At 61.5% G+C, this 23,476-nt stretch carries 17 protein-coding genes and 2 pseudogenes; 8 read left to right on the top strand and 11 right to left on the bottom strand.

Going from position 1 to position 23,476, the window contains the following annotated elements:
- The first annotated feature begins 5 nt into the window (after positions 1-5).
- The 4 genes from ASF13_RS17280 to ASF13_RS17265 all read left to right on the top strand — a co-directional run bounded on the left by ASF13_RS17280 (position 6) and on the right by ASF13_RS17265 (position 4,480).
- Positions 6-1,505 carry a sugar ABC transporter ATP-binding protein gene (locus tag ASF13_RS17280; protein ID WP_056239722.1) on the top strand — a complete coding sequence of 500 codons (1,500 nt, stop codon included), beginning with the start codon at positions 6-8 and terminating at the stop codon, positions 1,503-1,505.
- Positions 1,502-2,491 carry an ABC transporter permease gene (locus ASF13_RS17275; RefSeq protein WP_056239105.1) on the top strand — a complete coding sequence of 330 codons (990 nt, stop codon included), beginning with the start codon at positions 1,502-1,504 and terminating at the stop codon, positions 2,489-2,491. The genes ASF13_RS17280 and ASF13_RS17275 overlap by 4 nt, the downstream gene beginning before the upstream one ends.
- Positions 2,492-2,574: 83 nt before the next feature.
- On the top strand, positions 2,575-3,486 hold the full coding sequence (locus tag ASF13_RS17270) for an ABC transporter permease (RefSeq protein WP_101505281.1): 912 nt from the start codon (positions 2,575-2,577) through the stop codon (positions 3,484-3,486).
- 46 nt (positions 3,487-3,532) lie between these two features.
- A complete protein-coding gene (locus ASF13_RS17265) occupies positions 3,533-4,480 on the top strand; it encodes a carbohydrate kinase family protein (protein ID WP_056239099.1) in 948 nt (315 codons plus the stop codon).
- Between the two features lie 619 nt (positions 4,481-5,099).
- Here ASF13_RS17265 and ASF13_RS17260 read toward each other — a convergent pair.
- The 8 genes and pseudogenes from ASF13_RS17260 to ASF13_RS17225 all read right to left on the bottom strand — a co-directional run bounded on the left by ASF13_RS17260 (position 5,100) and on the right by ASF13_RS17225 (position 13,425).
- Positions 5,100-6,128, bottom strand: coding sequence for a 2-hydroxyacid dehydrogenase (locus ASF13_RS17260; RefSeq protein WP_056239096.1), 1,029 nt, complete (start codon positions 6,126-6,128; stop codon positions 5,100-5,102).
- Between the two features lie 2 nt (positions 6,129-6,130).
- A complete protein-coding gene (locus ASF13_RS17255; RefSeq protein ID WP_056239093.1) occupies positions 6,131-7,618 on the bottom strand; it encodes an FGGY-family carbohydrate kinase in 1,488 nt (495 codons plus the stop codon).
- Positions 7,619-7,769: 151 nt separating this feature from the next.
- Positions 7,770-8,009, bottom strand: a pseudogene (locus ASF13_RS25035) (DUF1131 family protein); the annotation flags it as partial.
- 154 nt (positions 8,010-8,163) lie between these two features.
- The gene (locus tag ASF13_RS17245) at positions 8,164-8,931 is read right to left on the bottom strand and encodes a hypothetical protein (RefSeq protein ID WP_056239090.1); all 768 of its coding nucleotides are present in this window, start codon (positions 8,929-8,931) and stop codon (positions 8,164-8,166) included.
- Positions 8,915-10,873 (bottom strand): lipase family protein, encoded by a 1,959-nt coding sequence (locus ASF13_RS17240; protein WP_235515038.1) that lies wholly within the window; start codon positions 10,871-10,873, stop codon positions 8,915-8,917. The genes ASF13_RS17245 and ASF13_RS17240 overlap by 17 nt, the downstream gene beginning before the upstream one ends.
- A gap of 592 nt (positions 10,874-11,465) precedes the next feature.
- Positions 11,466-12,080: pseudogene (locus ASF13_RS17235) on the bottom strand (RpoE-regulated lipoprotein); the annotation flags it as partial.
- 222 nt (positions 12,081-12,302) lie between these two features.
- Positions 12,303-12,749, bottom strand: a complete 447-nt coding sequence (locus ASF13_RS17230; RefSeq protein ID WP_056239086.1) for a DUF2919 domain-containing protein — start codon at positions 12,747-12,749, stop codon at positions 12,303-12,305.
- Between the two features lie 250 nt (positions 12,750-12,999).
- Positions 13,000-13,425: a GNAT family acetyltransferase gene (locus ASF13_RS17225; RefSeq protein WP_056239082.1), complete on the bottom strand. Its 426-nt coding sequence runs from the start codon at positions 13,423-13,425 to the stop codon at positions 13,000-13,002.
- A 239-nt stretch (positions 13,426-13,664) separates the two neighbouring features.
- Here ASF13_RS17225 and amiA point away from each other — a divergent pair, with 239 nt between their 5' ends.
- Complete coding sequence (gene amiA / locus ASF13_RS17220) at positions 13,665-14,540, top strand: N-acetylmuramoyl-L-alanine amidase AmiA (protein ID WP_056239079.1); 876 nt, start codon at positions 13,665-13,667, stop codon at positions 14,538-14,540.
- A 37-nt stretch (positions 14,541-14,577) separates the two neighbouring features.
- Complete coding sequence (gene hemF / locus ASF13_RS17215) at positions 14,578-15,486, top strand: oxygen-dependent coproporphyrinogen oxidase (RefSeq protein ID WP_056239076.1); 909 nt, start codon at positions 14,578-14,580, stop codon at positions 15,484-15,486.
- A gap of 96 nt (positions 15,487-15,582) precedes the next feature.
- Here hemF and maeB read toward each other — a convergent pair whose 3' ends face one another.
- Complete coding sequence (gene maeB / locus ASF13_RS17210; RefSeq protein ID WP_056239073.1) at positions 15,583-17,862, bottom strand: NADP-dependent oxaloacetate-decarboxylating malate dehydrogenase; 2,280 nt, start codon at positions 17,860-17,862, stop codon at positions 15,583-15,585.
- A 521-nt stretch (positions 17,863-18,383) separates the two neighbouring features.
- On the opposite strand from maeB, the gene tal reads away from it, so the two are divergent.
- Positions 18,384-19,334, top strand: a complete 951-nt coding sequence (tal, locus tag ASF13_RS17205) for a transaldolase (RefSeq protein ID WP_056239070.1) — start codon at positions 18,384-18,386, stop codon at positions 19,332-19,334.
- Between the two features lie 69 nt (positions 19,335-19,403).
- The gene (gene tkt, locus ASF13_RS17200; protein ID WP_056239065.1) at positions 19,404-21,404 is read left to right on the top strand and encodes a transketolase; all 2,001 of its coding nucleotides are present in this window, start codon (positions 19,404-19,406) and stop codon (positions 21,402-21,404) included.
- A 47-nt stretch (positions 21,405-21,451) separates the two neighbouring features.
- Here the strand turns inward: tkt and ASF13_RS17195 are convergent, their stop codons facing one another.
- Positions 21,452-22,588 (bottom strand): DUF1176 domain-containing protein, encoded by a 1,137-nt coding sequence (locus ASF13_RS17195; protein ID WP_082502375.1) that lies wholly within the window; start codon positions 22,586-22,588, stop codon positions 21,452-21,454.
- A gap of 210 nt (positions 22,589-22,798) precedes the next feature.
- Positions 22,799-23,377, bottom strand: coding sequence for a GDP-mannose pyrophosphatase NudK (gene nudK, locus ASF13_RS17190; protein ID WP_056239061.1), 579 nt, complete (start codon positions 23,375-23,377; stop codon positions 22,799-22,801).
- Positions 23,378-23,476: the final 99 nt, after the last annotated feature.

Raw genomic sequence — 23,476 nt, 5'->3', positions numbered from 1 at the left:
TGGTGATGGACCAGATCGGTAAACGTTTTGCCGGCGTGGCCGCCTTAACGGCGGTCACGCTGCGTATCGCCCCCGGTGAAATTCATGGCCTGATCGGCGAGAACGGCGCCGGGAAATCCACCCTGATTAAGATCCTCGCCGGCGTATACCAGGCCGACAGCGGCAGCGCCACGCTGGACGGCGTGAGCCTGCCGCTGGGCGACCCGGCCGCCATCGAGGCGCGCGGTATCCGGGTGATCCATCAGGAGCTGAACCTGATCCCGCACTTTACCGTGGCGGAGTCGGTGTTCCTCGGCCAGGAGCTGCGCCGACCGTGGGGCGCGCTGAACCGGCGGGCAATGATCGCCGCCACTGAAGCCTTTTTCCGCGATAACTGGCAGCTGCCGATTAACGCCAACCGCCTGATCCGCGATCTCAGTCTGGCCGAACGCAAGCTGGTGCAGATCGCCCGCGCGCTGATCGACGGTGCGGCAAGGCTGGTGGTGTTTGATGAACCGACCGCCCCGCTGGAAGCCCACGAGGCCAGCCTGGTGACCGGGGCGATCCTGCGCCTGCAGCAGCAGGGCATCGCCATTCTCTATATCTCCCACTATCTCAATGAGATCGCCTCGCTGTGCCACAACGCCACCGTGCTGCGCAACGGCGAGGTGGTCGGCTACCCGGACCGTGAGCTGCTGCAGAACACCGATGCGGTGATCAACATGATGGTCGGCCGCGATATCGCCCAGCTTTACACCCCACGCCAGCCCCGCGCCGCCGCCGTGCAGTCGCCGGTGCTGGAGGTGCGTAACCTTTCTGACGGCCAGCAGCTGGATAACATCAGCTTCGCTATTCAGCCCGGCGAAATTGTCGGCGTGGCCGGGTTGCTCGGTGCCGGACGCGACCTGCTGGTCGACACGCTCTACGGCCTGAAGCGCGCGCGCCAGGGTGAGATTGTGCTCAACGGCCGCGTGCGGCGCATCCGTTCGCCGCAGCAGGCGATCAAGGCCGGCATGGCGTTAGTGCCGCGCGACCGCCGCCATCAGGGGCTGATCCTGCCCTTCAGCGCCACCGACAACATCAACCTGGCAACGCTGCCGCAGACCGCCACCTTCGGCTGGGAACACCGCGGCCGCGCCCGGCAGAACGCCGAACAGTGGTTTGAACGGCTGAGCATCCGCCCGAATAAACCGGCGCTGCCGGTGCGCCATATGAGCGGCGGCAACCAGCAGAAGGTGATCCTCGCCCGCTGGCTGGGCACCGACGCGCGGCTGTTTATCCTTGATGAACCGACGCTGGGGGTGGACATTGGCGCACGCAGCGACATCTATCTGCGCACCCGCCAGCTGGCCGACCAGGGCCGTTCGGTGCTGGTCTCCTCCAGCGACGCCAGCGAACTGCTCGGCCTGTGCGACCGCATTCTGGTGATGTGGCGCGGGGCGCTGGTGGCGAATATTCCCACGCAGGGGCTCACTCTCGATGCTCTGCTGATAGCGATTAACGGCGGGCAGGAACAGGCACTATGAGTAATCTGATTCACAGCCGGGGCGCGCCGCGCCTGACGGTTCTGCTGGAAAAATTTCCGCTGCTGCTGTTTGTCGCGCTGCTGGTCTGGCTGAGCGTGCAGTCGCCGTACTTCCTCAGCTGGCAGAATATCAGCCTGATGCTGGTGCAGAGCGTGCCGCTGGCGATCTTAAGCTTTGGCCTGGTGTGCGTGGTGGCGGTGGGCGGCGACGATGTGGTCTCCGGCGGCATCGACCTGTCGCTACCCGCCATCGCGGTGTTTGGCGTGGCGCTGCTCAGCCTCGGCATGGTGGAGTGGCACACGCCGTATCTGCTGCTGCTGCTGGCGGTAGTGGCGCTGTCGCTGGCCTGCGGCGCGGTGAACGCGCTGCTGGTGCTGGTGGCCGGGCTGCCGCCGCTGCTGGCCACCCTCTCTACTTCGGTAGCCTTTACCGGGCTGACCGATCTGCTGACCGGCCAGCGCCGCATCAGCGTCAGCGATCCGCTGATGAGCGCCTTCCGCGACAATACGCTGCTGGGTATTCCTTACCCGCTGCTGTGGCTGGCGGCGGTGTTTATTCTGTTTCAGTTTATCGTCCACCATTCGCGTTTTGGCCAGCATATTCAGGCGGTAGGCGGCAATGCCGATATGGCACGGATGTCCGGCCTTAAGGTGCGTGGCCTGACGCTGCGGGTGTGGCTGCTGGCCGGCGTGGCCGCCGGGCTGGCGGTGCTGCCGCTGCTGGCGCAGGGCTCCGGCAGCTCCAGCGGCACCGCCACGCCGCTGCTGCTGGAGACGGTGCTGGCGACCTTTATCGGCGCGGCATTCTCCCGTCGCCGGGTGGTGACCATCTGGGGCGCGCTGCTCGGCGCGGTGCTGGTCAATGCGCTGTCTAACGGGCTTGGGCTGCTCGGCGTCAATATTTTCTGGATGGGGGCGATTAAAGGCGTGCTGATCCTGGTGGTGCTGGCCGCGCCAGCCTTGCTCAATCGGGGGAGCGCACAGTGAGTCAGATCCTGCAAAATAGTGCGGCGGCAGGCAACCGCAACAACCTGCTGGCGTTAGCGTCACGCGGCGGCTTTGGTCTGCTGATGCTGCTGGCGGTGGTGCTGTTCAGCTGGGCCAATCCGGTGTTTTTGACGCTGGATAACTGGGGCAACCTGCTGCAGGGCAGCGCGGTGCTGCTGATCGTGGCGATGGCGATGACGCTGGTGGTCAGCGCTGGCGCGATTGACCTGTCGGTGGGCGTGGCGCTGGACTTTGGTGCCGCCTTTGCGCTGGTGGCGCTGAAAACCTGGGGGCTGCCGTGGCAGGCGGCGGTGCTCTGTGCCCTGTTTGGCGGTGCGCTGATCGGTGGCTTTAACGCCCTGCTGATCCTGGTCTTCCGCATCAGGCCGTTCCTCGCCACCCTCGGCACCTGGTTTATCGCCAGCAGCGTCGAACGTATCTATACCGACGGCGGCGGCGCGATCTCTTACCGCCGGATGGCGACGGAGTACCATGACCTGGCGGTAGGCAATCTGTGGGGCATCCCGATGCCGATCGTGATTGCGCTGCTGCTGTGGCTGGCGGTGTGGCTGCTGACCGAGCGCACCCTGTTCGGCAAGCGGGTGCGTGCCATCGGCCAGAACAGCGAGGCGGCACGGATTGCCGGTATTCGCAACGCGCGTACCCTGCTGCTGGTGCTGGTGGCCGCCTCGGCGCTGTGTGCGGTGGGCGGGGTGATCCTCTCCGCCAACCTGCGCCAGTTTACACCGCTGGCCGGGCAGGCTTATCTGATGGACGCCATCGCCGCGGTGTTTATCGGCACCGCATTTAACCGCTTTGGCCGCGCCAGCATTGCCGGCACGCTGGGCGGGGTGCTGTTTCTGGCGGTGGTCGACAACGGCCTGAACCTGATGGGGCTAAACTATCTGGTGAAGGATGCGCTGACCGGGGTGATCCTGGTGGTGGCGCTGGCCGTCTCCTTCTGGCAGGCGCGCGTGCGCCAGCAGCACGTCTGATTTCACGCCCGCCCAGTGCGGCGGGTATTTTTTCCGGAGCGTAACCATGTCCAAATTTGATGCCGTGTTTGTCGGGCTGACCATTCTTGATATTGCCGGGCGGCCGGTGCAGGCCATTCCGCAGGGCGGCAACGTGACGTTTATCGAGCAGATCCGCCTGAATCCGGCGGGTACCGCGGCCGGGGCGAATATCAACGCCGCCAAGCTCGGCATCCGCACCGCGGCGGTGGCCTGTCTGGGGGACGATGAGAAAGGTGACCTGATTCAGAGCAGCTATCGCCGGCTGGGCATCGATCTGTCGCTACTGCAGTTCAGCCCGCAGCGGGAAACCTCGGCGACCATTCTGCCGATCCGCCCCAACGGCGAGCGCCCGGCGCTGCACTATCGCGGTGCGTCTGACGATCTGTTCGTCAGCAAGGCGCAGTTTGACGCAGTGCTCGACTGCCGTTATCTGCACCACGGCGGCAGCGGTTTGCTGGCGGCGATGGACGGCGGCCAGAGTGCGCTGTTGCTGGCAGCGGCCAAAGCGCGCGGCATCGTGACCAGTTTCGATCTGATCGCCCCCGGCCCGGATACGCTGGCGCTGCTGAGGCCGCTGCTGCCGTACGTGGACTGGTTTATGCCGTCGCTGGAGGAGGCCGCCGCGATTTCCGGGTTGAGCGATCCGGAGGCGATTGCGGCGTTTTTCTTTGATTTGGGCGCGGGCAACTGCATCTTTAAGGACGGCGAGCGGGGTTCGTGGTTGTTCCAGTCGGGGCAGCCGGGGCAGCGTATTCCTGCCTGGCAGGTGGTGGTGCAGGATACTACCGGTTGCGGCGACGGTTACTGCGGCGGGTTTATCGCGGCGCTGGTGCGAGGTCTTGAGCCGGCGGCGGCCTGTCGGGTGGCTTCTGCGGTGGCAGCGCTGGTGGCAACCGGGTTAGGCTCTGATGCCGGGGTGGTTGACTGGGATCATACCGAGGCGTTTATGGCCGAGACGCCGTTGCTTGGTTGACAGATTAAGGGCGGGCTACCTGCCCTTCGTCGGTCACGCTTACTGAGATTCGCGTTGCTGCTTAAGGGCATGGCTTTGGGTTCTGATGCCGGGTTCGGCCGTTGGTGGCAGAACGCCGGGTCGCCGTGAATCCGTCCGTGGAGGCTCGGACGGCGCATCCCTGCGCCGTACGCCCGGCTAACCTGTCCACCAACGTCCTCCCTTTTCAGTCATTGAGTTGCTGCCTTAAAAACCTAAAAGACCCGTATTAATGTTTTGATGTTTGATGTTTGATGTTTGATGTTTGATGTTTGATGTTTGATGTTTGATGTTTGAGCGCAGATGTAGAATATTTCAGGGCAGCAACACCAATGATTACAGGCAATCGGGGTTATCCGGGTTAGCGGACCGTCGGCGCGCAGGGACGCGCGCCGCCGAGCGCACACGGACGTGTTTACAGCGTGTCCGCGTTCCGGATAACCCCGATTAAGCCCTGCACCCGACCTCAAAGCGCCCCTGCCCCAAAGCCACTATCATTTAAACCAGACACCCAACCTCAAAGCGGCCGGCCCTGAAGCCGCTCTCACTTAAACCAGGCCCCCAACCTGAAGCGACCCGCACCGCGCCAGCGCTAACCGTATCACTTCCACTGATAAAGCAGCGGCTCCCCCGCCACAAAGCGCTGCAGATCGGCGGCGATCATCGCGGTGTGCTTCTCAATGCTCTCGCGGGTCGCACCGGCAATATGGGGCGTGATAATCACGTTTTCCAGCTCGCTAACGAACGGATGATCGCGCCACAGCGGCTCCTGATGATAAACGTCCAGCGCCGCACCGCCCAACGGCCCCTTGCGCAGTGCGTCGATCAGATCGGCTTCTACCACCACCGCCGCCCGCGAGGTATTAATCAGCAGCGCCCCCGGCTTCATACTGCCCAACAGCGCGGCGTTCACCAGACCGTCGCTGTGCGCGCCGCTGCTCAGATGCAGGCTGACGATATCCGCCTCTCGGAACAGCGCGTCCAGCGTGGTCTTCTGCAGCCCCGGCTCGTTAATCTCCTCCGCCGCCACAAACGGATCCACCACCAGAATCGCCATGCCAAACGCGCGGGCGATACGCGCCACCCGGCGGCCGATATTGCCGTAGCCGATCAGACCGAGGGTTTTATTGCGCAGCTCGCTGCCCTTAAACACTTCATACGGACTCTCCGGCGTCACGTCCCACACCACGTCGCGCTTCAACCCGGCCGACGTCTGCTGCTCCTGCTGCGCGTCTCGGGTGAAGTCACCGCGCTTCAGCGCCGCATGCGCCTGTGGAATATGACGTACCAGCGCCAGCATCAGACCAAAGGTCAGCTCGGCGGCGGCATCGGCGTTGCGGCCGGGGGTAAACAGCACCTTAATACCGCGCGCTTTGGCGGCGGCGGTATCGATATTCACCGGATTGGCGCGGGTACAGGCAATCACCTTCAGCTGCGGGCAGGCGGCAATCACCTCGGCGGTGACGTTATCGTAACTGGTGACGATGACGTCAGCGTCGTGCGCCAGCGCGATCAGCTGTTGCGGCGTAAACTTCGGCTTGCCGATGGCCCAGCCGTCCACCACCAGCTCTCCCAGCTGGCGAAACGCCTGTAAATCACCGGCGTACTCGGCGGTAAACACGATCTTCATTATTATGATTCCTTTAAACGTTGCAGGGCCTGGTGGCGTGCCTGCCACACCGGCTGCAGCTGGTCGCGCAGCAGCCGGTAGACCGGGAACAGCTCCCGGTAACAGGCGTGCGCATTAGGGTCGGGTTGATAACGCGTCTGTGCCACCGGCGGCACCTGACGCAGTGCGCCAACGCTACGCGCGGCCAGCAGCGCCGCGCCGCGCGCGCTCAGTTCGTTGAATTCGCTGGCGATCACCGTTCTGCCGGTGCAGTCGGCGATGATCTGCAGCCAGGTGGCCGAGGCCGCGCCGCCGCCGGTTAGGTAGAGTTCGCCGCCGGACGGGTACTCCTGCAGCGAGTCGACGATCGCGTAAGCCAGCCCTTCAAACACCGCGCGCTGCAGTTCGGCGCGGGTGGTGTGCTGGCCGATGCCAAAGTAGCCGGCGCGGGCGGTCGGGCTGTAGAACGGGGCGCGTTCGCCATTGAGGTAGGGCTGCCAGAACACGCCGTTACTGCCGGGCGCTACGCCTGCTATCTCAACCTCCAGCTGCTGCAGGTCCGGCGTCAGCGCGATCTGCTGGCGCAGCCAGTCGATATTCGGCGTGCCGGCCTGCATCGGGAACAGATTAATAAAGCTGCCCGCCTCGGTGCTGCCGACAAAACGCGTGCCGTCACTGACCGTCTCGCGGCTGGTGCAGACGATGCCGGTGCAGCAGGTGGTGCCCAGAATGGTGTAGATGTCGCCGTTGTGTACCGCGCCGCAGCCCAGCGCCGCGCTGCTAACGTCCAGCGCGCCGGCGGCCACCGCAATGCCCGCCGGCAGGCCGCAGCGTTGCGACATTTCAGCGGTCAGCGCACCCGCCGGGGCATCCGCCGCCAGCAGCGGCGGAAACTTATCGCGCAGGTGGCTGAGGCCCAGCTCGTCGAGCATCAGCGAGGAGAGCGTACCGGCCTGCTGATCGAGCAGCGAGGCGCTGGCATCGGTCAGCTCCAGCGCCGCCACCCCGGTCAGCCGGAAGCGCACCCAGTCTTTGGCGCAGAAGATATAGCGCGCCGCCGCCAGCCGCTCCGGCTGATAACGCGCCAGCCAGTGCAGCTGCAGGCTGCTGTTGCACGGCTGCAGGTGGGTGCCTGTTTCGGCAAACAGCCGCCGGTCAAGGCCCGGCCGCTGCAACAGTTCGTGCATCAATCCGGCGCTGCGCGTATCGCTCCACAGCATGCCCGGCCCAACCGGATTGCCGTCGGCGTCGCTCAGCCAGACGCCCTCTCCCTGACCGGCCAGCCCGATCGCCGCGATACGCCCCTGCGCCAGCAGCGGTGAACGCGCTACCTCGCTAAGGGTGCGCAGCACCGAATCCAGCATCAGCTGCATATCCTGTTCGGCATGGCCGCAGGCCGACAGGTCAGGGGCGGTATTTTCCGCCGCTCTGGCCACGGCGTTGAAGTCAGCGTCAAACAGCACCGATTTGACCCGCGAGGTGCCAATATCAATGCCGAGATAAAAATCCATAGGTCAGCACCTGTTCACGCTGCCCGGCTCCCGCTTACGGCCTACAGGCGGCAATGCGGCGGGCAGAAATAGACGTCTAAATGGCTAATCTGTGATGCTAACACCGGGAACAGAGGCGGGCAAACCCGAACGTCCGCTGACAGACAGCGTCTTATAGCGCGAATTCACGCCAGATAATCTTGCTGATTTTCCAGCTTTTCAGCGTATCGTCCGCCGGCATCAGCCCTTCCGGGCCGTGCCATTCGCCGCTGAACAGGTAGCTGATATGCTCGCTGCCCGGCGCTTTACACTCGACACCGTCGCCGTCCGCGCCCTGGCCTTTGCGGCAGGCGCCAAAGGCTTTGCCGTAGAGGTCGCTGAACGGCGTGCCGATGCTGACGCCGGCTTCGCTCACCTGCAGCGACGAGCCAAACCAGTGGGTCAGCGACAGGCTGGACCACGACCAGGAGATCGGATTCCACCAGGTCGAGGCGCTGGGGGAGTCAGCGGCTGGAAGTAAAAAAAGGATCTCAAGAAAATCCTTCTTTATTAGGTATATAGATCGCCTATTTCATTGACAGCAACTTGTCATAATCAGGGAAAATATTCGGTACATCCTCACTGCTACCATCAGGATAAGTTGCTGTCAGATCGCCTGGATGATCAGGCGGATTTAATACAACAACTTTCATAAGATGAACAGCAGGTTCTATAGCTATATATCGTGTATTACTTAGACTAAAACGTCTGCGCCACCTTTCTGTTCCGGTCTCCCCCCCAAAAAACTTCAAGCTGACCGTATTGTCGATGTGATTAGAGACAATAGGGAAAAAGTCTGTTTTCAGTTCCTGCCGCACCCCGCTGAATGCTTTGGCCAGCCCGGTCCCGTAACCGTCACTGAGTCCGTAGTCACCGAAATCGAAGATATAACTGGTATCGATAACCTCTTTCCCCTTCACCAGTGGAACATCGTCCGCAATTCTGAAGCTCACCCTCAGCGAGTTCAGCTGCCACTGGCACGGGCCGCCACCATCCACGGCGATCCGCAGACGCCGGACATTGTTGCCATCGGGCGCACCGAATGGCCGTTCAACATCGTTATAGCCCGGAATATCATGCGGTTCACTGCTTGAGTTATAGCGGACTGATTTGCACTGCGCCGAACGGTAAAGCAGCTCGGCGGGCTGCAGCGTTATCCCCTCCGGGACACGGAAAGTCACATCCACCCACTTTGCGCCAGACGGGGGGGAGAGCGTCCTGTCAGGGCGGTTATCACACCCGGAAAGCAGCATCACAGCTGACGCGATGACGGTGGTTTTACTGAGAAAGTTCAACTTCTTCCTCCGTTACCGCCGCAAAACGCAGCAGGGCATTTTTCCCGGTCTCATCTGCCTCTGTCCGCCTCAGCGCCACCGGCAGCATGTCCTGAAGTACCAGAAATTCGCGGTTACGTTCAACCTCATCCGGATTGCTGTAGGCCGCGCCCCTCTCAACCTGATCCCGGAACATGACCCGCATCTCTTTCCGGTGCATCTCCCTGCCCGGATCGGCCAGCTCCAGCACCTGATTGTGAATATAGGGCAGGTAGCGGTGCGCCATCGAGTGGCTGCGGGGGTCGGTTCCGATGCCGTTCAGCGCCGGATTAGTATTCTGCGGAAAGGTCTTTGCCAGGCTGGCCGGGTTCAGGCACTGGATAAACGCTGCCTGATGCTCAGCGGTGGATTTCAGGCACTCTTCATTCAGGGACGGCACGACATACAGCCTGGTGGACACAAAATGCCGGGTATAGACCTGCCCGTCGACCAGGCTTTTCTGGTTCGGACTGGCGGCCCGCATCGCGCACTGCTGCGCCCGGAAAAATATCACCGTACTGCCATGGTGCCAGTACGGGTCTTTTTTCTCCACAAGCCCTGTCGACTGGAACGTTAGGTCCCGCACCGCCACACTGAGTCCGGCGGCCGTAGTCAGTGACCAGTCAAACCCCAGTTTGTCGCCCAGGGGCCCCCATGACCTGTAAAACGCGTTATCAAGATCGGCATCCGGCGGGATCTGCGTGATCGTGTCATTGTCGTTGACGTGACGGAAGTGCGTGATGCCATCCAGAGAGGCGATCGCCGCGCGGGTGAAGGTCCGCGGCATTCCGTAGGTGTACAGCACGGGGTTAAAGGCTTTCATCTCGGCGGCATACAGGAGCGCCAGCGCCCCGCCCAGACTGTGACCGCAGACGAACAGCTTCTTTCTCATACCTAAACCAGTCTTAACAGCGTCAAGCTTATCCCCGAACTTCCGTTTAGCCAGTTGCCAGGCTTCCAGAAAACCACCGTGCACGTTGCCCGCCCCAGCCAGCTCCGGCAGACACCGCTTCGGTGCGAAGGACAAATCAGTCAGGATATTCAGCAGAGTGTCGGTACCGCACCAGGCAACCAGTACGTGCGCCCCGCATTCCACCGTAAACAGGCGGGCATCACCTTCCCCCGTTGCCCCCACCCCAGTATTCATGTAGACAGGAGGCTGGTAGCGCTCCCGGAACGGTACATCCACCGCCAGTGTGTGAAAGTAAGACGGATACTCGGCAAACTGCGGGATGCAGGACAGATCCAGGCACTTCTGCCGGAAAAAATAATCGATGGTCGGGTCCTTCGCCTCGGCGGCATACACAAGGTCGGCCATGATGCCGAGGTTCAGCGCGTTCGCCAGGTCATAGTCCTTTGTGTCGTGCAGGGGCAGCACCCACGCCCGGAACGGGCAGACCTCAATCACGTGGCGCTGCTCCAGCGCATCCCGCGCAATTTTCGTCCCTTTCAGCGACTTTCCGGGCGGAAAATGGAACACCGGTGGCTCAGGCGAGTCCCAGCCCGGCATCTCCGGTAACCGGTCGCACAGCTCCCCGATGGTCACATAGTGATGCCGGTATCCGGCGACCTCCGCCTTCTCCTGCACGTCCGTGCGCCAGCTTTTGTCCCGCGTCTCCCGCCGAAAGGCATTACCACTCACCGGCTGGCTGTTCGGGTTACGCCTGATACCCAGCGGGCGCTGCTCCATTTCATCGGCCAGCTGTTGCCCGTCCATTTTCACGTCAACGGCCAGCCAGTACAGGTCATCGAACCGCACTAGCCCCTGGCTGTCGGTGACGCCAGCGGGCGGATTAGGCGGCGGTGTGGGATCGAACCGGGTGTCGCCACCCCGCCTCAACATCGCCATTTCTGCCGCCGTGGCCAGCGGATGGTATTCCAACTGCACGTTCAGGCCGGAAACCGGGTTGTTGTTCTCATCCACAAACTGCAACTCCAGTCAGTGTTTCAGTTGCCTGCCACAAGGGACTTCTTTGTACTTCATCTTGTGACTCAGACAGGTCACTGTCGTATTGTCTGTCTCGTCTGCCATAGTTTTAAATCCTTTTAATTTCTCTGGTTAAATACCGGTCGATCATACATCAGGCAAAACTTAACCCAAACCTATTAGACGTCAACAACCCTGACATAGAGGGGAAACACACACCTTGCACAAAACCGTTCCGTCAATGTGAGTCCACAAGATGCTTAACCTCTAAATGGCTAATCCACGTTGCTAACATCGGGAACAGAGGCGAGCAAACCCGAACGTCCGTTGACAGACAGCGGCTTATAGCGCGAATTCAGCTTTATTCACGCGTCTGTATTACAGGTGAGAGCAATGACCGCAAGATCGTCAGAAAATGGCGGCTTAATTGCGATTAAATATTTTGTCGGCAGGATAGCAAAGGGCAACGGCTACCCGCGGCGGGATAACTGCGATGACACGTTTTCTCAGGAGGGAGCGCAGTGCGCGCGCGTGAGGGGTCGGTCACGGTGAAATTACGGCAGATGTGGGGCCAGCAGGAGCAACATCCGCGCCAGATAATCTTGCTGATTTTCCAGCTTTTCAGCGTATCGTCCGCCGGCATCAGCCCTTCCGGGCCGTGCCATTCGCCGCTGAACAGGTAGCTGATGTGCTCGCTGCCCGGCGCTTTACACTCGACGCCGTCGCCGTCCGCGCCCTGGCCTTTGCGGCAGGCGCCAAAGGCTTTGCCGTAGAGGTCGCTGAACGGCGTGCCGATGCTGACGCCGCCGGCGGTTTTCACCCCGGCGTCGCTGACGTCAATGCGGCTTACCGTGCCCTGCCCGCTCAGCTCTATTTTCACCTGCTTATCGCCGTTAATCGCCTGCCAGAACGACACCACGTTGCCGCCCTCGCTGCGCATTCCCTGGCGCAGGCCGTAGTTGCCGTCCAGCCCTTTACCGATGGCGGCTTCGGTCATGGCGGTGCTGCCGGTGACCTCACCGACGCCCGCTTCGGTCACCTGCAGCGACGAGCCAAACCAGTGGGTTGGCGACAGGCTGGACCACGACCAGGAGATCGGATTCCACCAGGTCGATGAGCTGGCAGAGTCAGCGGGCGCAGAGGAACCGGCGCAGCCCGCCAGCAGCAGCGTGGCGATTAACAGCGCCGGACGAGAATTTTTCATAACAACTCCTGATTTTCAGTATTCACAGCTTCCGGTGCTTGGAGTGCAGAACGCTGAAAAAGTTTAGACGGCAAAGGATCGCGCATAAACCGGGCCATCATCCCCCCTGTTTACAGACGGCCTGTGGCCCGGATGCGGAGATACGGCTCCGACGATACGGTGGTTAAGGGTACCGCTCACCGGCTCTGCCAGCCCGGCTGCGCAGGGTTTAGCAGTGCAAAATTACTGATTTTCCAGCGGATCTAAGCAGTCGCGCAGGCGGCGCTGCCACAGTAATGCGCAGAGTGCCAGCACGTCCAGCAGCATCACGCCGATAACCGGCGGCGACGGCGGTTCATCCCCCTGCCACAGCAACGCAGCCTGCAGCGCCAGCATCACCAGCAGCGTGGCGCACAGCACCCAACGCCACGCCTGCCACAGGCGCGGCAGCCGCTGGCGATAGCCGGTCAACAGCAGGCCGGCGGCGGCGGGCAGCCCCAGCGCCAGCCCCAGCCAGAAGGCGTGGGTATCCGGATAGAACAGCTCCAGCAGGCTGGCCCCCTGCTGACGTGAGGCACCGGCCACCACAAACAGCACCCAGGTGCGGGCCTGCAGCAGCAGGATCGCCCAGAAGCTCAGCGGCAGGCGCAGCTGGCCTTTATTATCGTAATCATCGGGGGAGTAATTCACGGCGGTACGGTTATTATCATCATCAAATATGTCAATTGCGGCAACAGTGCCATCTTGGGCACGTGTAAGGCTGCGATGGCCCTGTAATTTTTAGCAGGAGTTTTGCCACGCCGGCACCGTCATCATCAGCAACATTTATACGACATGGCCCCTCTCCATCGTGAGCATTGCTCCGGCGGCACCAGCAGGCGCTTCGGCACAGCCGGCGCGATCTTTCTCAGGGCTGAATCAGGGCATCCCGCGTAAGCGATCAATACTCGCGGTCTTCGATCAGCCGTTTGCCGAGCAGCATGCTGTCGACGGTTTCATACTCCAGCTTCTCGTAGAAGCCGACTACCGCATCGTTCTCTTCCCGCACCATCACGTGAATTTTCGGGCAACCGCGTGCGATCAGCTTCTTCTCCAGCCGGTTGATCAGCGCGTTGGCAAAGCCGCGCCCCTGATAGTCCGGATGCACGCCGAGATAGTAGGCAGACCCGCGATGGCCGTCGTAGCCACCCATCAGCGTGCCAACAATTTCGCCGCCGACCACCGCCACCAGAAACAGGTCGGGGTCGTGATTCAGCTTACGCTCAATATCCATTTCCGGATCGTTCCACGGCCGTAACAGATCGCAACGCTCCCAGAGCGTGATCACTTCTTCAATATCTTCCTGGCGGAAAGCGCGGATTTCCATGGAATTACCCTGACCTTAAGCACAATTTGCTGATTATCACGCATTATTTCACGCGTGCAACCCCTGTAACGCCGCCGGTGGCAAAAAAACCTTAATCCCTGAGGTATTACCTTGAAATAAAGCTTAAAAGTCTGAAACAGTTCCCGTCTCGCGGCGCACGGATTGTTACGCTATAACAGCTGCCATTAACGGATCCATTCGTACTTACTTACCGCCAACGCGCCATTCAGGATGCTGCTATGAAAATGATTTCCAGGCTGACGCCGCTGACCACCCGCCGCCAGCTGCTGCTTTCCGGGCTGGCGCTGGCGCTGTTCGGCCGCAACGCCAGCGCACGTGAGGAGGATGTCACCCTGCACGTCGGCCAGCCGCAGCGTAAAACGCCGGCCAGCCCGCCGCCGCGCCCGGCAGGCAGCAAAAAAATCGTGATGATCGACCCCGGCCACGGCGGTATTGACTCCGGGGCGGTCGGCCATGAAGGTTCGGAGGAAAAGCACGTGGTGCTGGAGATCGCCAACCACATCCGCCAGCGGCTGAGCAATCATCCGCGTATTGAGGTGCGGCTGACCCGTGAAACCGACCACTTTATCCCGCTGGGTGAACGGGTGGAGATCGCCCACCAGCACGGTGCCGACCTGTTTATGTCGGTCCACGCCGACGGCTTTACCAGCCCGACGGCCAACGGCGCGTCGGTGTTTGCCCTCTCCAACCGCGGCGCCAGCAGTACCATGGCGCGCTACCTGTCGCAGAAAGAGAACGCCGCCGATGAGATTGGCGGCGCGCAGGTGGCAGCGAAGGATCACTATCTGCAGCAGGTGCTGTTTGACCTGGTGCAGACCGACACCATTAAGAACAGCCTGATCCTCGGCAAACACGTGCTCGGCCAGATCCGTCCGGTACACCACCTGCACAGCCAGCACACCGAACAGGCGGCGTTTGCGGTGCTGAAATCGCCTTCCATCCCCTCGGTACTGGTGGAAACCTCATTTATCACCAATCCGGCGGAGGAGCGGCTGCTCGGCACCACCGCCTTCCGTCAGAAGATTGCCGCGGCGATCTCAGACGGTATCGTCAGCTTTTTTGATGAGTATGATGCCAGCCGCCGCACCGGCTGAGGTATAATCCACGCGTCTCTCGCTATAAGGTCACTTCATGAACGCACCGGATATCGCCCAGGTTAAACAGTTTCTGCTCATGCTGCAGGATAATATTTGCCAGCAGCTGGCTCAGGCCGACGGCAGCGGCCGTTTTGAAGAGGACAGCTGGCAGCGTCCGGGCGGCGGCGGCGGGCGCAGCCGCGTGCTGCGTCAGGGAAGCCTGTTTGAGCAGGCCGGCGTCAACTTCTCGCACGTCTACGGCGAGTCGATGCCAGCGTCGGCGACCGCGCACCGTCCGGAGCTGGCGGGCCGCAGTTTTGAAGCGCTCGGCGTGTCGCTGGTGATCCACCCGGAAAACCCGTATGTACCGACCAGCCACGCCAACGTACGCTTCTTTATCGCCGAAAAGCCGGGTGCCGATCCGGTGTGGTGGTTCGGCGGCGGCTTCGACCTGACGCCATTCTACGGCTTTGAACAGGATGCCGTGCACTGGCACCAGACCGCCAGCGACCTGTGTCAGCCGTTTGGGGACGACGTTTACCCTCGCTATAAAAAGTGGTGCGACGACTACTTTCTGCTCAAACACCGCAATGAGCAGCGCGGCATCGGCGGCCTGTTCTTTGACGATCTGAACACCCCGGATTTCGATACCAGCTTCGGCTTTATGCAGGCGGTGGGCAACGGCTTCCTCGACGCCTATCTGCCGATCGTCGAGCGGCGTAAAGCGCTGCCGTGGGGCGAGCGCGAGCGGCAGTTCCAGCTTTACCGCCGCGGCCGCTACGTTGAGTTCAACCTGGTGTGGGATCGCGGCACGCTGTTTGGCCTGCAGACCGGCGGGCGCACCGAGTCGATTCTGATGTCGATGCCGCCGCTGGTGCGCTGGGAGTATGACTATCAGCCGGAAGCGGGCAGCCCGGAAGCGGCCCTCTACAGCGACTTCCTGCCGGTAAAAAACTGGATTTAAGTCTGTTCCGCCATGATAAACGATGGATCCCCTCACCGCCGCGTGCGGCAGGCACGGTGAGGTGACAGACGGCCGGGCGGGCCCCGGCCGTCGGGTTCAGAGCGGGGAGGTTTGCGCTTCGACCACCGCCAGCGCCACCATATTGATGATGCGCCTGACCGAGGAGATCGGCGTCAGCACGTGGACCGGTTTGGCAATGCCCATCAGCACCGGGCCGACCGTCACGCCGTCCGAGCAGGAGACGCGCAGCAGGTTGTAGCTGATGCGCGCCGCTTCAACGTTGGGCATGATCAGCAGGTTGGCCGAGCCTTTCAGCGGGCTGTCCGGCATCAGGTCGTGGCGGATGCTCTCCACCAGCGCCGCATCACCGTGCATCTCACCGTCAATTTCCAGATCCGGCGCACGCGCCTTCACCAGCGCCAGCGTTTCGCGCATCTTGCGCGCCGCCGGCGCGTTCGATGAACCAAAGCTGGAGTGCGACAGCAGCGCCACCTTCGGCTCAATCCCAAAGCGGCGCACGGTCTCCGCCGCCAGCAGCGTCAGCTCCGCCAGCTGTTCCGGCGTCGGGTCCTCATTGACGTAGGTATCGGCAATAAAGGTGTTGCCGCTCGGCAGCTCAAGCGCGTTCATCGCCCCGGCCACCCCGGCCTGATTGCGGAAACCAAACAGCTTTTCAACGATCTCATAGTGCTGCCGGTAGTCGCCGACGGTGCCGCAGATCAGCGCATCCGCTTCGCCGCGATGGACCATAATCGCGCCGATCAGCGTCGGATTGCCGATCACCGCGCGCTGTGCCTCCTGCGGTGAGACGCCACGGCGTTTCATAATCTGGTAGTACTCATTCCAGTACTCTTTAAAACGCGGGTCGGATTCGTTGTTCACCACCTCCACGTCTTTCCCCAGCTCAAATTTCAGGCCAAGCTTCTGCATGCGCATCTCGATCACGCTCGGGCGGCCGATCAGGATCGGCTTCGCCAGCCCAAGGCTGACCAGCTCCTGGGTGGCATGCAGCACCCGCGCCTCTTCGCCCTCCGCCAGCACCACCCGCTTCGGATCCTTACGCGCCTGCGAGAACACCGGCTTCATAAACAGGTTGGTTTTGTAGACGAACTCGGTCAGCTTCTCGCGGTAGGCGTCAAAGTCCGCAATTGGCCGCCGCGCCACGCCGGAGTCCATCGCCGCCTTTGCCACCGCCGGGGCGATCTGTACGATCAGCCGTGGATCAAAGGGTTTCGGGATCAGGTACTCGGGGCCAAAGCTCAGCTCCTGATCGCCGTAAGCAGAGGCCACCACCTCGCTCTGTTCGGCCAGCGCCAGCTCGGCGATGGCGTGTACCGCCGCCAGCTTCATCTCTTCGTTAATCGCCGTGGCGCCCACGTCCAGCGCGCCGCGGAAGATAAACGGGAAACAGAGCACGTTGTTGACCTGATTCGGGAAGTCGGAACGACCGGTGCAGATAATCGCGTCCGGGCGCACCGCCTTAGCCAGCGGCGGCAGGATCTCCGGCTCCGGGTTGGCCAGCGCAAGGATCAGCGGGTCGCGCGCCATTTTTTTCACCATCTCCGGGGTCATCACCCGCGGTCCGGAGCAGCCGAGGAAAATATCCGCCCCGTCGATCACCTCATCCAGCGTGCGCTTGCCGCTGTCCGCCACCGCGTAGGCCGCCTTGGTGCGCTCCATACTGGCCTCGCGCCCCTGGTAAATCACCCCTTTCGAATCGCAGACCACGATGTTGCGCGTCTGCATACCCAGCGCCACCAGCAGATTGAGGCAGGCTATCGCCGAGGCCCCGGCACCGGAGACCACCAGCCGCACATCGGCAATCTGTTTATTCACCACCCGCAGGCCGTTAAGCACCGCCGCGGTACAGATAATCGCCGTACCGTGCTGGTCGTCATGGAACACCGGAATTTTCATCCGTTCGCGCAGCTTCTGCTCGATATAGAAGCACTCGGGCGCTTTGATATCCTCCAGGTTGATGCCGCCAAAGGTCGGCTCCAGCGCCGCCACCACCTCAATCAGCCGGTCCGGGTCCAGCTCATCCACTTCAATATCAAACACGTCGATACCGGCAAACTTCTTAAACAGCACCCCCTTGCCTTCCATGACCGGCTTGCTGGCCAGCGCGCCGATATTACCGAGCCCGAGCACCGCCGTGCCGTTGGAGATCACCGCCACCAGATTACCGCGTGCGGTGTACTTATCCGCCGCCTGCGGATCGGCGGCGATCTCCAGGCAGGGGGCCGCCACGCCGGGGGAGTACGCCAGTGCCAGGTCTCGCTGGGTTGCCAGCGGCTTGGTGGGGGACACCTGGATTTTTCCCGGCACCGGATACTGGTGGAAATCAAGCGCGCTCTGTTTTAACTGGTCGTCCATTCGCAGTTCCTTTTTTTCGGAGAGGTTTGACCAGTCAGTATAGAGGGGCGTAAAGACGTAAAAACTTGAAGTAGCGCAAAAAAACGGCAACAGGTTTTGGCAGCCTCTGCGGCCATTGGGGAAAAGCACATCGCGTATGAATGACTTTCGCAGGCAAAAACGTGCTGTCGGGCCAGTCACTAAACGGAAGCCCTCAGTGGCTCGGCCGCCCCCCCCGGCAGACCTTCCCCGCCACGTAATTTTCCTCATCTGCTATGCTTTATGGTGGCTTCGTCGCCGATGTTGCTGAGATAACGCCGCGCTGTCCGTACTGCAACCGGCACCGTTCAACAAAACAGGATGAGCGCAGCGTGGCAAGGTGGAGTGCTTTTGCCCCACTGCGGCCGCTGCAAGGCACCATTGGACTGACCCATTGCAACAATCAGAAAAAGCGTATTTCTATTGTCCTGCGCCTGTTGCAATGTGATCCCCCTCATCCTGTTCACCCCGAGACTGACCCGCTTTACAAGGAGCTTAAACCGATGAACCAGTTAGACGCACTGAAACAATTCACCACCGTGGTGGCTGACAGTGGCGATATCGAATCGATTCGTAACTACCATCCTGAAGACGCGACCACTAACCCGTCGCTGATTCTCAAAGCTTCCGGTCTTGACTCCTACAAGCACCTGATTACCGATGCCATCGACTATGCCAAACGGCAGGGTGGCAGCAAAGAGACGCAGATCATCAACGCCAGCGATAAAGTCGCCATCAACCTCGGTATGGAGATCCTGAAAAGCGTACCCGGACGCGTCTCTACCGAGGTGGATGCGCGCCTCTCCTTTGACCGCGGCATGTGCGTGACCAAAGCCGAGAAGCTGGTGCGGATGTATGAAGAGAACGGCATTCCGCGCTCGCGCATTCTGATCAAGCTGGCCTCCACCTGGGAGGGGATCAAAGCGGCGGAGGAGCTGGAGAAAAACGGCATCCAGTGCAACCTGACGCTGCTGTTCTCCATGGCGCAGGCGCGCGCCTGTGCTGAAGCCGGCGTATTCCTGATTTCGCCGTTTGTCGGCCGTATTTATGACTGGTACAACAGTCGCAAGCCGCTCGACCCGTACGTGGTGGATGAGGATCCGGGCGTGGTGTCGGTACGCAACATTTATGAGTATTACAAACAGCACCGCTACAACACGGTGATTATGGGCGCCAGCTTCCGCAAGGTGGAACAGATCCTGGCGCTGGCCGGCTGCGACCGCCTGACGATCTCCCCGGACCTGCTGAAAGAGCTGCAGGCCAGCGATGCCGCGGTAGAACGTAAGCTGACACCGTCCACTCAGGTGCTGAACCCGCCGAAAGCGCTGTCGGAAGCCGAGTTCCGCTGGCTGCATAATCAGGACCCGATGGCGGTGGAAAAACTTTCCGACGGCATCCGTAATTTCGCCAGCGACCAGCAGAAGCTGGAAGACGTGCTGGCCGCCCGGCTGTAACCCCCACGGTTTTACCTCCTCTTCGGGCGGGTCACCGACCTGCCCGACTCACACGTCATGGAGAACCTTATGTCTTCACGCAGAGAACTGGCCAACGCCATCCGCGCCTTAAGTATGGACGCGGTACAAAAAGCTAAATCCGGCCACCCGGGTGCCCCAATGGGCATGGCCGACATCGCCGAAGTGCTGTGGCGCGAATTCCTGCACCACAACCCGAATAATCCGGCGTGGGCCGATCGTGACCGCTTTATCCTCTCTAACGGCCACGCCTCGATGCTGCTTTACAGCCTGCTGCACCTTAGCGGCTACGATCTGCCGATTAACGAGCTGAAAAACTTCCGCCAGCTGCACTCGAAAACCCCGGGCCACCCGGAGCTGGGCTATACGCCGGGCGTGGAAACCACCACCGGTCCGCTGGGCCAGGGGCTGGCTAACGCCGTCGGGCTGGCGATTGCCGAGCGCACGCTGGCCGCGCAGTTTAACCGCCCGGACCATGAGATTGTCGATCACTTTACCTACGTGTTTATGGGCGATGGCTGCCTGATGGAGGGGATTTCCCACGAAGTCAGTTCGCTGGCCGGCACGCTGGGGCTGGGTAAACTGATCGGCTTCTACGATCACAACGGCATCTCAATCGACGGTGAAACCGAGGGCTGGTTTACCGATGATACCGCGAAGCGCTTTGAAGCCTACCACTGGCACGTGGTGCACGAGATTGACGGCCACGATCCTGACGCCATCAGCCGCGCGATTAAAGAGGCGCAGAGCGTCACCGATAAACCGTCGCTGATTATCTGCCGCACGGTAATCGGCTTTGGTTCGCCGAATAAGGCCGGCAAAGAGGAGGCGCACGGCGCACCGCTGGGCGATGAGGAAGTTGCGCTGGCGCGTAAACAGCTGGGCTGGAATCACCCGCCGTTTGAGATCCCGAAAGAGATTTATCGTCAGTGGGATGCGAAAGAAGCCGGTGCCAAAGCCGAGCAGGCATGGCAGGAGAAGCTGAATGCCTATCGGGCCGCCCACCCCGAACTGGCCGCCGAGTACACCCGCCGCATGAGCGGTGGCCTGCCGGAGAACTGGCAGCAGGAGACGCAAAAGTATATCGAAGGGTTGCAGGCTAATCCGCAGAAAATCGCCAGCCGTAAGGCGTCACAAAACGCGCTGGAAGCCTACGGTCCGCTGCTGCCTGAGCTGCTGGGCGGCTCCGCCGACCTGGCACCAAGCAACCTGACGCTCTGGTCGAAGTCGACCTCGATTAAAGAGGATCCGGCCGGTAACTATATCCACTACGGCGTACGTGAATTCGGCATGACCGCGATTGCCAACGGCCTCGCCCATCACGGCGGCTTTGTGCCCTACACCGCCACCTTCCTGATGTTTGTCGAATACGCCCGTAACGCGGTGCGCATGGCGGCGCTGATGAAGGCGCGGCAGATTATGGTCTATACCCACGACTCGATTGGTCTGGGGGAAGACGGGCCGACCCACCAGCCGGTGGAGCAGCTGGCCAGCCTGCGCGTTACGCCGAATATGAGCGTCTGGCGTCCGTGCGATCAGGTGGAAACGGCGGTAGCGTGGAAGCACGCGGTAGAGCGCCATCACGGACCAACCGCGCTGATCCTCTCCAGGCAGAACCTGGCGCAGCCGCCGCGCAGCGCGCAGCAGCTGGCCGATATCTCACGCGGCGCTTACGTGCTGCAGGAGAGCGACGGCACGCCGGAGGTGATCCTGATCGCCACCGGTTCCGAGGTGGAAATCACCCTTGGCGCGGCGGCGAAGCTGCAGGCCAGCGGCCATCGGGTGCGGGTGGTGTCGATGCCGTCCACCGACCTGTTTGACGCGCAGGATGCCGCCTATAAAGAGTCGGTGCTGCCGGCAGGCGTAAGCGCGCGGGTGGCGGTGGAGGCCGGTATTGCCGACTACTGGTATAAGTACGTCGGGCTGAACGGTGCGATCGTCGGCATGACCGGTTTTGGTGAATCAGCCCCGGCGGAAAAACTGTTCCCGGAATTTGGCTTTACGGTGGAGAATATCGTTAGCCACGCTGAAGCCCTGCTCAAACCGCACTAACCCTGTTAACCACCCGTTTCAGGCCCCCGTTCGCGGGGGCTTTTTTGTTACTGTCCCTGCGCCAGCATTTCAACCGTGCCCGCCGCCGCCGCCGCCGCCTCAGCGCGCTGCGTTACCCACAGCGTCGGCCAGCGTTCGCTACCGTTCCAGCCGTCACACAGGCTTTGTTGCGCGTACTCCGCCAGGCGGAACTGATGGCCGTCGTACTGCCAGCGTGTGGCGACGCCGCAATCCCCCAGCCCACGGGTTTTACTGAAGGTCTGTAGCTCACCGCGGGCGGCGTCAAATTCGGCGTTCACCAGCTCCAGCTGGCGACCGGAAGCGCCGGAGGGCACAAAGGGCAGCGTCAGCGTCAGCAATCGGGCAATAAACGGCGGCTGACGGCTGACTTCAAAGGCGAGATAAATCAGGTTGTAAGCCCCCATTTCACAGCTGACCAACAGCAGGGCTTTATTATCACTGAGCGGGGCTACCTGACTTTCGCGACGCAGCGGGTCGAGCGAACAGAGGTCGTTATCCAGATGCCAGCTGGCGTAATCCAGCAGCTGGCGGCTTTCCCGGCCGCTCAGCGCGCGTGGCGGACGCGGCGCGGAGGAAATCTGTGGCACGTCGGGCGGCGGCGGAAGATCGCTGACGTCCCCCGCACCGGAAGCGACCCACGCGCTGCCACTCTTCACCCGCCCCTGCACTTCATCCATCAGCAGCAGCGCCGCCTTCAGTCCGTGCAGGGAGATCGCCGCCTGCGGGCGATACAGCAGCTGCAGGTTATCGGCATCCCGCACCTGCTGCAGAAACTCTTCAATGGCGATGGCATCAGCGGTGGACCAGTGGTGGGCGGTGACCTGCCAGTTTTTGAGATCGGGCTTCAGGCGCTTGCCGTCCAGCAGCAGATTGTCCTGCAACGTGCCGCCCGGCCGTTCACCGCTGTCGCGATTGCCATAATCAATGCTCAGCCGCGGCCGGTCATCCTCGCCGGCATCGCGCGTCAGCTGCATCACCAGGCCGTTACTGGCGGGGAAACTGCGCACTTCACAGGTGTTCAGGTTATTACAGGTGATTTGCCAGTCGGCGAAGATCTTCTGCAGCGGCTCCGCCTGCAGGCTGGCGATGCAGAACAGCGGTGCCAGGCCGAGCCAGACGCCACGCAAAGCCACGAGTTGTGCGATCCCTGAAGTGCTGAACATGGCGCGTATCACCTCCGGCGAGGGTAAACGCCCATCATCGCGGCAAGCGGCAGTGGCCTCAATCGGATTTATCGGACTGTGGGCCAGAGCGCAGAGCGCATCACACTCTTGCCCTCTCTTATCCGTAACTGAACAATTACAGAGGCGGGTGCTGGCAGGCTGACAGGGTTACAGGCGTTAGCCCACCCGCCACCAGCGTAATTAAAAAGTTCAGAGGTGCAGCCAGCCTGCCAGCAGCGCATGCTGCAGCAGGGTGACGGTTTTGCCATCCTGAATACGGCCATCTTTAACCATCGCCCACGCCTGCGGGAAGGTCAGCTCCAGCACGTCGATATCCTCATCGTCGACGCCGCCGCCCGCATTGGCGCGCTGCGCATCGCTGTATTCGGCGGCAAAGAAGTGGATCAGCTCGGTGACGCCGCCCGGCGACATATACAGCTCAAACAGTTTTTCCACCTCACCCACCGCGTAGCCGGTCTCTTCAATCGCCTCTTTACGGATACAAATTTCGGGTGAGTCGTCGTCCAGCAGCCCGGCGCAGGTCTCGATCAGCATCCCGCTCGGGTTACCGTTCACCCAGGTGGCAATGCGGAACTGGCGCGTCAGCACCACGCTGTTTTTTTCTCGGTTGTAGAGCAGGATGGTCGCGCCGTTGCCGCGATCGTACACTTCACGCTTATGACGCAGCGTGGCGCCATCTTTCGCCGTCAGGTCGTAGGTGTAGTTACGCAGAACGAACCAGTTTTCAGAGAGGATTTTGTTTTTGATGAGGTCGATTCTGGCGGACATGAGGGGCTCCTGGCATTTTTCGGGAGCCTGTCATTTTAGACAGCTTGCTGCGGGAACGCTATCTGAAACAGACGGGGCAGTCGCCTGCCCCGTCTGACG

The organism is Erwinia sp. Leaf53, from assembly GCF_001422605.1.
In the GTDB taxonomy this organism is placed as follows: Bacteria; Pseudomonadota; Gammaproteobacteria; order Enterobacterales; family Enterobacteriaceae; genus Erwinia.
Note: the sequence above shows the minus strand (reverse complement) of the source record. Positions and strands in the feature narration are given on the sequence as shown.

Excerpts from the sequence above, each read along its gene's own strand:
- tkt (WP_056239065.1), top strand. The coding sequence starts at position 19,404 with ATGTCTTCACGCAGAGAACTGGCCAACGCCATCCGCGCCTTAAGTATG.
- nudK (WP_056239061.1), bottom strand. The coding sequence starts at position 23,377 with ATGTCCGCCAGAATCGACCTCATCAAAAACAAAATCCTCTCTGAAAAC.
- ASF13_RS17280 (WP_056239722.1), top strand. The coding sequence starts at position 6 with ATGGACCAGATCGGTAAACGTTTTGCCGGCGTGGCCGCCTTAACGGCG.
- ASF13_RS17265 (WP_056239099.1), top strand. The coding sequence starts at position 3,533 with ATGTCCAAATTTGATGCCGTGTTTGTCGGGCTGACCATTCTTGATATT.
- ASF13_RS17225 (WP_056239082.1), bottom strand. The coding sequence starts at position 13,425 with ATGGAAATCCGCGCTTTCCGCCAGGAAGATATTGAAGAAGTGATCACG.
- ASF13_RS17255 (WP_056239093.1), bottom strand. The coding sequence starts at position 7,618 with ATGGATTTTTATCTCGGCATTGATATTGGCACCTCGCGGGTCAAATCG.
- amiA (WP_056239079.1), top strand. The coding sequence starts at position 13,665 with ATGAAAATGATTTCCAGGCTGACGCCGCTGACCACCCGCCGCCAGCTG.
- ASF13_RS17195 (WP_082502375.1), bottom strand. The coding sequence starts at position 22,588 with ATGTTCAGCACTTCAGGGATCGCACAACTCGTGGCTTTGCGTGGCGTC.
- ASF13_RS17260 (WP_056239096.1), bottom strand. The coding sequence starts at position 6,128 with ATGAAGATCGTGTTTACCGCCGAGTACGCCGGTGATTTACAGGCGTTT.
- maeB (WP_056239073.1), bottom strand. The coding sequence starts at position 17,862 with ATGGACGACCAGTTAAAACAGAGCGCGCTTGATTTCCACCAGTATCCG.
- ASF13_RS17270 (WP_101505281.1), top strand. The coding sequence starts at position 2,575 with ATGCTGCTGGCGGTGGTGCTGTTCAGCTGGGCCAATCCGGTGTTTTTG.
- tal (WP_056239070.1), top strand. The coding sequence starts at position 18,384 with ATGAACCAGTTAGACGCACTGAAACAATTCACCACCGTGGTGGCTGAC.
- ASF13_RS17275 (WP_056239105.1), top strand. The coding sequence starts at position 1,502 with ATGAGTAATCTGATTCACAGCCGGGGCGCGCCGCGCCTGACGGTTCTG.
- hemF (WP_056239076.1), top strand. The coding sequence starts at position 14,578 with ATGAACGCACCGGATATCGCCCAGGTTAAACAGTTTCTGCTCATGCTG.